Annotated in this window: 7 protein-coding genes and 1 pseudogene; 1 reads left to right on the top strand and 7 read right to left on the bottom strand. The window is 33.9% G+C overall.

Features of this window, described 5'->3' with window-relative positions; all coding sequences use genetic code 11:
* Positions 1-521: 521 nt before the first annotated feature.
* The 4 genes and pseudogenes from BKP35_RS17410 to BKP35_RS17395 form a co-directional block, all read right to left on the bottom strand.
* Positions 522-1163, bottom strand: a pseudogene (locus BKP35_RS17410) (SpoVR family protein); the annotation flags it as partial.
* 67 nt (positions 1164-1230) lie between these two features.
* Positions 1231-1494 carry a type II toxin-antitoxin system RelE family toxin gene (locus tag BKP35_RS17405; RefSeq protein WP_071314657.1) on the bottom strand — a complete coding sequence of 88 codons (264 nt, stop codon included), beginning with the start codon at positions 1492-1494 and terminating at the stop codon, positions 1231-1233.
* Positions 1463-1723 (bottom strand): hypothetical protein, encoded by a 261-nt coding sequence (locus BKP35_RS17400; RefSeq protein WP_071314656.1) that lies wholly within the window; start codon positions 1721-1723, stop codon positions 1463-1465. Before BKP35_RS17400 ends, BKP35_RS17405 begins: the two co-directional genes overlap by 32 nt.
* Positions 1724-1853: 130 nt before the next feature.
* Positions 1854-2078, bottom strand: coding sequence for a hypothetical protein (locus BKP35_RS17395; RefSeq protein WP_071314655.1), 225 nt, complete (start codon positions 2076-2078; stop codon positions 1854-1856).
* Positions 2079-2203: 125 nt separating this feature from the next.
* Here BKP35_RS17395 and BKP35_RS17390 point away from each other — a divergent pair, with 125 nt between their 5' ends.
* On the top strand, positions 2204-3664 hold the full coding sequence (locus tag BKP35_RS17390) for a recombinase family protein (RefSeq protein WP_071314654.1): 1461 nt from the start codon (positions 2204-2206) through the stop codon (positions 3662-3664).
* Positions 3665-3757: 93 nt separating this feature from the next.
* Here the strand turns inward: BKP35_RS17390 and BKP35_RS17385 are convergent, their stop codons facing one another.
* From BKP35_RS17385 to BKP35_RS17375, 3 genes are all read right to left on the bottom strand, one after another.
* A complete protein-coding gene (locus tag BKP35_RS17385) occupies positions 3758-4822 on the bottom strand; it encodes a hypothetical protein (protein WP_071314653.1) in 1065 nt (354 codons plus the stop codon).
* Complete coding sequence (locus BKP35_RS17380; protein WP_071314652.1) at positions 4823-5425, bottom strand: hypothetical protein; 603 nt, start codon at positions 5423-5425, stop codon at positions 4823-4825.
* A gap of 339 nt (positions 5426-5764) precedes the next feature.
* Complete coding sequence (locus tag BKP35_RS17375) at positions 5765-7141, bottom strand: ATP-binding protein (RefSeq protein ID WP_245742000.1); 1377 nt, start codon at positions 7139-7141, stop codon at positions 5765-5767.
* Between the last annotated feature and the right edge of the window lie 12 nt (positions 7142-7153).

Raw genomic sequence — 7153 nt, 5'->3', positions numbered from 1 at the left:
TCATTATGAAGTCCTCCTTGGTTAACTAAGTTAGGGGTCATCTCGGTGCACGATTTGACACCCCGTATCATACCAGGAGGGCTCTTTTTTTTTCAAGTCCCCGAAAATCCTTCTAACAGGAATGCTCCTTAAATATATTTTTTTAGAAATAAAGAATTAAATTAAATTACCTACCCTCCATTTCTATGTAAAATGTTTGTTTACACTCACATTCTACCATCGTTTTACACAATTAATCTATAATTACTAATATATTTCACAAAAATTACATATTTATAACGATAGGGTGTGATAAAAATCAATGTTAGATTTTTTTGTGTAGAATAAAGAACGAAAAATATGTAATTATACACATGTTTTTGTGTAAAAAAACAAAACGAGACTACCCCAAAACAAAGTGTCTTATGAAGTAACTATGTGTTTTTTGTTACGAATTTATTACAATGTATTTTTACAAACTGCTACGGAAACAACATTCCAAAAAAATAAGAACCGCCTCATTCGAGACAGCCCTCATCCTTCTATAAATACCTTCTATGAATCTTCTTCCCATCATACACAAACACAATTTGTTTATCTGAAATTTGCGTTTCCATATGCACTGGTCTTCCCCAAAGCTGATGAATATACGGAAGTACTTTTTCTAAATATTTAACGTCGAGCTCAATGCCTTCGTAATAATGTTTTAAATAAAGCTCACCATTCTTCAAGTAATCTCCATCTGTAACACAAATATATGGGAAACCACCATTGACTCGCATACTCACTAACTGGTCACGAACTTCCTGCCACTCTTTATCTACAATTTTATAATCGCGGCCTTGCTTTTGGAAAAGGTACATATCTTCGCGTAACACGAGCTCTTTTGTTAAATAATTGCGAATGAAAGAAATATCTGATTCAATTTCCCGCACTTCAAACATTTTCTCACGACCACTGTTCAGTTTTACACCACGTTTTTTCATTTCTTCGGTCGGATTGTTGTAGCGCTCTTCAATGTCTTCAAAAACTTTGAGTCCAAGGTAATAAGGGTTGATCTGCGTTTTCGACGGTTGCACAACTCCAGCGTTCAGTTTTGCGAACTCGATCGACTCATCGGATGTAAGATCCATCTCCCGCAGGATTCGCTGATGCCAATACGAAGCCCAGCCTTCGTTCAGTAAAGGTGCTTATATATAGAAAAACGGAGCTGCCCAAAATGATACTTTGGAACAACCCCTATATAATAAACTATTTATAAATATCTCCACGGTTCCCAACAACTTCTATATAGACCACTTGTTCATGATGATCAATATTAAAAATAACGCGAAAACTGCCAATTCTTAACCTATACAATCCCGTATGTCCTTTAAGACTTTTAATATCTCCTTCCGGTGGGATGGATAAAAGCCCCTTTAACCCAGTTACAATTCTTTCTTGAGAAGTTTTATCTAATTTAGCTATGAATTTAACTGCGGACTTATGGTAAATCAACTTGTAGTCCGAATTCACGCTTTGCACCCTCCCCTGAAATGTAACCATCTTCACTTTCTAACTGCTTAAGCTCCTCTTCACTCAATGGTTCATTATCACTTTCTAATTCATCAATCTCTTGCCATGATTTCGGCTTTTTATTCTTTGAACGTTCAATTAAAAACTGCATAAAGTCAAAGGCTGTTTTCTTATCTTCATTACTTAAAGACTCCACCATTTTATATAACTCTTCTTTACGTATAGCCATTTCTTCCACCACCTTTGTCTTAATAAATCTTTTATTATATTATAAACCATTTTTGATCAAATTTTAACATTTCCATTTTCGTGTATTTAAAAAAGAGTCTAATCCTTAAACAAAGGAAAGACTCTCTCTTTTATTTTTCATTGATAATTTTCACTTTAATACTTTTGGCTTGTTCTTCACCAAATTCATTTTTGATCATGTTGTTAACGGCAGCTTCTTTTACTCGCATTTCCCAACTTGATAATTTATCAGTTAAAGCTGCGGCAATTTCTTTATTTTCTATTTCATTTAAAGCGGAGAACGATATTTTTCCTGATGTACTATTCAACGTGAAACGAACATTTACCTTTTCCAACAGCACACCCCCTCATTAAACGTTATGCATAAGAAGGTGTGGGACAACCCAAGAAACTTGTATTAAATCATTTTTAATTAGGCTTGGTCATATATATTAGAAAAAACATGAAAGGGGGACATATTATGGCTGAAGAACTTAACAACAACATACGTATGATCGCCCTTTATTGTCGTGTTTCTACTGATGAACAAGCAAGAGAAGGTGTTTCTCTTCATGAACAACAAGAACGCTTAAAAGCATACTGCCGAGCGATGGGCTGGAGTACTGAAGTAATCGTTTATGTAGATGATGGCTACTCAGCTAAAAATATTGATCGCCCTAAATTAAATGAGCTTATTAGTGCTGTTAAAAATGGTGAAGTGTCTCAAGTGATGGTCACAAAATTGGATAGGATTAGCCGGAAGCTACTTGATTTACTTAACCTTATTGATCTTTTTCAAGAACACGATGTTTCGTTTATTTCAATTAGTGAGTCTTTTGATACGAATACCCCTTCTGGGAGATTAACTTTGCAAGTACTCGGTGCCGTTGCCGAATTCGAGCGTGAGCGTATTCGAGAACGTGTCTTTGAAAATATGTACCACGCTGCCACTACCGGTAAATGGTTAACACAAAGCCCTTATGGATATAAGTTAGTCGATAAGGAGTTAGTCATTGATGAAAAAGAAGCAGAAGTGGTAAAACGAGTGTTTAATCTTTATTTAGAAAAAGGGTTAGGTTACTACGCCATTGCAAAGCAACTAAATGAGGAAGGTATCCCGTCAAAATATAAAAAGGATTGGTCCATCCGTGCTATAAAACTAATGCTTACGAATCCTGTTTATAAAGGCACTTTCGTATGGAACCGTAAAGATTCTAGTAAGAAAAAACGAACAGACAAAAAGGATGATGAATGGGTAGTAATCGATGACTGCTTACCTGTTATTATCGACAAAGATGAATGGGAAGACGCGCAAAAAAGAGTGAATGCCAAACAAATAGCTCCTCGGGCAAAAACTAGTCCCCACTTACTAGGTGGCATTTTAAAATGTGGCAAGTGTGGTGCAAGCATGAGTATCGGCTGGTCAGGTTCAAAAAACAACAGGTATCGCGTTTACCGTTGTTCCGCTAACAAAAATAAAGGCACTTGTACAAGTAAACAATACCGTGCCAATGACGTTGAAAATTGGTTTAAGCAAGGCCTTGTTCAATTATTTGAATTCTCGACTAGCCAAACGAAAACAACTCTTGTTGAACAAGTCATGCAGTCGCAAAAACAAGGTGCTGAACAAGCAGTTCAAAATGCGAAAGCAAGATACAAAAGAAAAGTTGAAGCCTATACTGCTGGACTTATTGAGCTAGAGGATTTGAATGAAGAGAAAGTGAAAATGGAAAAGGTCATCGCCAACGCAAAAAGAGAGGATGACAAAAAGGAAATCAATGTTGAGAGGCTAGAAAAACAAATGCAAAAGCACATACAGAATATTTTACAGTCCTTAGATTCACTATCAATTCCAGAAGCAAAGGCATTTCTTCAAACAATTATTGAGAAGGTGATTCTGGTTAGTGAAGGGGAACTGGAGATTGAGTTTCATAAAATATGAAAAAGTGGCAAGTTTAATGTTTTACAAACTCAACTTGCCTATTTCATACCATGAAAATTTTACCCAAAGTGGAAAATATATTTATTTTACTAATCAAAAATCTAACTGAAAATAATCAGTATAATATTTGCAAATGTTTTGCTCGCGATTACATGATGAACAACACAACCAGTAACCATTTATCATTTGGTTTAAAACGTTAGTGGTTAGAGTTATATCTGAAGAACAATTTTCACATATTATTTTAATACCAGAGTTACTATCCTCTATTGTACTATATAATAACTTTGTTACCTGGTTAAGCTCATTAAATGAGCCAAAAAAAGGATAGACATTTGCATATTTTATAAATCTAATATTTCGATTCATAAACAAATTAAAGCTGTCTACCTTAACGATAGATAAAAATAAAGCTTCACATATTTCTAATACATAAGCCATTAACTGAGGTACAACGTGGTAATAATAATCCCAATATTCACTCCAAAGCTGCTCATCCGCAAAAATAAAATTAAGGTTATTTTTTTCTGTCTTGTAATTAGGTGATGTTGTAACTAAATGCATTGACTGATTCCAGATACGTTGTAAACCTATCTCGTCTTTTCCGCTAAATCGAAATTTATAAACAATATCATCATAATTTAAGGCATCGCCCATATAAGAAAATGTACTTGCTTTTTTTATAATGCTGCTAATTCTATTTCTATTGAAGATTTTATAATTTGATATATCGTAATCCTCTATAGAACCGTATAAAAAAGTCTCATAAAATTCTTCTTTATCAGATAACAACCACTCTAGATACAACAAATTATCTCTCAATGGTTTTCTTAATAATGAATAGGAAACAGTGACCTTTCCACGTTCTGCACAACTAATAGATTCATACATATAGTAACAAAAATCCTTTAATAATAGAAAAAAAACATGTGCAGTAAAAAAATCTACTGCTTTTTCATGATAACCATTGTTATCTAACCATTCAAAAATATCTTCTGCTTTCTCTAAGGAATCATGTTCACTATCTTCCTTATATTGGATTGTGAAACTAGATAAATCCTTACTATCAGCTTGTCTTAACATGTCTCCTAATACATCATAAGCGTATAATAGGTAGTCTTGTATAGCCCAATATTGTTTTGGTAATTTTTCATACATTTACAATCCATCTCCAATCAAATTAATATTACCGTTCCAAACAGATGGGTCAGTGTATAATTTTACCATAGGCATAACTTTTAATGATAATTTCCTTGTTGCACCATAGCAAATAAGCATTTGTTTCATATTAAACAAATGTGTATCCATTTCTTGACTTAACCTATGTTTTGCATCGTTATATGGTTGTAAAATAACCCTAATGTAACTTACAGTTTGTTTATCTAATTTATATTCAGCTATAGCATACATAAGGCCCTGTCCAAGTGGAAGTTTGTCTTGCCCAGTTAGTCGCTTAACTAAACATTCAAGATGTAACCCACACATATGAACTATTTCCCTTGTTACCCACTCGATATGTGGTTGGTCAAAATCTAAATAAGCTTCTATATATTGAAATGGTCTAAATATATCCCTATCACGAATATGATATCTTCCTCGTTTTTTAAAATCATTTATATTATGAATTCCTACTCCGCCAAGTTTAATATCAAAATTGTATACACCTTCGAAAATATTCCCACTCTCTGATATTTCCAATAGTTCGTTATATTCATTTTCATTTAGAAGTTTCTTAGCTGAATTTTCAATAGTAACTCTCATATATATTCACCTATTTCATAGATTATATTTAGAAGTTCAATATCAACCATCGATGTTGCACCTCAATAAATTCAAATAAATCATCCTCAGTAACTAAGAAACTTTCTCATTAACTATCTCCTATAATTTTATATTACTTCCCCAGAACACCTAGTTACCATCTTCTGAAAAACAACTCAATAAGTAAATCATTAAGAACGGACTTCGTATACATTGTTTTCATTTTTAAAAGCAATCTTCCTCATTATCTTTATTGTGTATCTAAATGAGATGAGATAGAAAAATTAGAACAATGTAAAAACGCTTATTAAATATTAAAGAAATCTAATATACAATTCTTTATTCCACTATTGTTTGTCTTCTAAGGTTTCTTACAGCATTGTTAAGATTCTGTTGATAGTTCCCTTCATTCCATTCATTCCAAAACTTTACTGAATTTGAGTTTGGCTGATGTCTAGGTTCTTTAATTTTAATTCTACTTGGCAATAAACAAGAATCCCCAACAACAACCGCTTCCCCTATTCCAAGCGTAGGAAGAAAATCTTGAATACCCCCAAGATTTTCTGGGAGTAGATTACATACTGCATTTTTATCGGCTTGATTTGATAATCTTAATGAAATGACATTGTTACATTGACTCATAATTGTACTGTTTAGCTCAGATGGTCTTTGACTTACAATAAGTAAGCTAACTCCATATTTTCTCCCTTCCTTAGCAATTCTTTCAAAGTGTGATAAAGCCCTTGCTTCAGAAGCACCCGCATTATTCCTTGAGGGTAAGTATAAATGTGCCTCATCACAAACTAAAGCTATTGGATGTCTTTCTATACTTAAGGACCATTGCTGAACTTGAAAAATGATTCTTGCTACTAGGCTGATTACGATTGGTAGAATATCTGAAGGAACTTCTGAAAAGTCTATAATTTTAACTCCAGGTACCTCACTATCTGTCGATTGCATCAGCTTTTTCACCAGGTTATTTACGTAATCAGTTTTAAGGTGTTCCTCACTTAAATTAAATAAAAAACCATATCTTCTATCACTTCTTTTAGATTGAAGTCTAGGTATAAATCTATTAAATTTCCCATTAAAAGGTCCATTAATTTCCCGACCAGTCCCTGGATTTGTTACTCGTTCGTTATTTAATCTGGTTAGTTCCTCAACAACATAACCCATATCATATGGAATTGGACTATCTATCGTAAATGTTTCTAATTCCTCGTTCATCGCTTCTGCAATAAGGACCTGCTTTTTAGCTTCAATTACTGTATTTGAGAAAGCCATAGCCTGATTCGGAGCATTTTCATCAGTCCTATCAAGAACTAATGCTAGCATGTCCTCGTACCCTAATAACCAATATGGTAGAAAAATTACATCCTCTCCTGGGTTGATAATATCACCTGGACCCGCTATTCTAAGTACGCTTATATTTTCATGTAATCCAAGTGGACTATATTCTGAATGCAAGTCAAAAACTACCATATTTGACTTCGGTAAGTCAGCAACTTGTTCAATTATTCTTGCCGTAGTCCATGATTTCCCCGAACCAGTTGAACCCACGATCATTGCATGTCTTTGAAAAAATGCGTCCCCATCTAATATCGCCTCAGCATCATTAGCCATGGTATAAAATCCTAAAGATAGGGGATTTCCATGACTCGCTGTCTCATCTGATATTAACCTCGTAAATGCAGTTAACCTCTCTCCATTTAACAAGAAACATTTTGC

The sequence above is a fragment of the Anaerobacillus arseniciselenatis genome, assembly GCF_001865995.1.
Lineage (GTDB): Bacteria > Bacillota > Bacilli > Bacillales > Anaerobacillaceae > Anaerobacillus > Anaerobacillus arseniciselenatis.
This window is presented reverse-complemented; position numbering and strand designations above follow the sequence as displayed.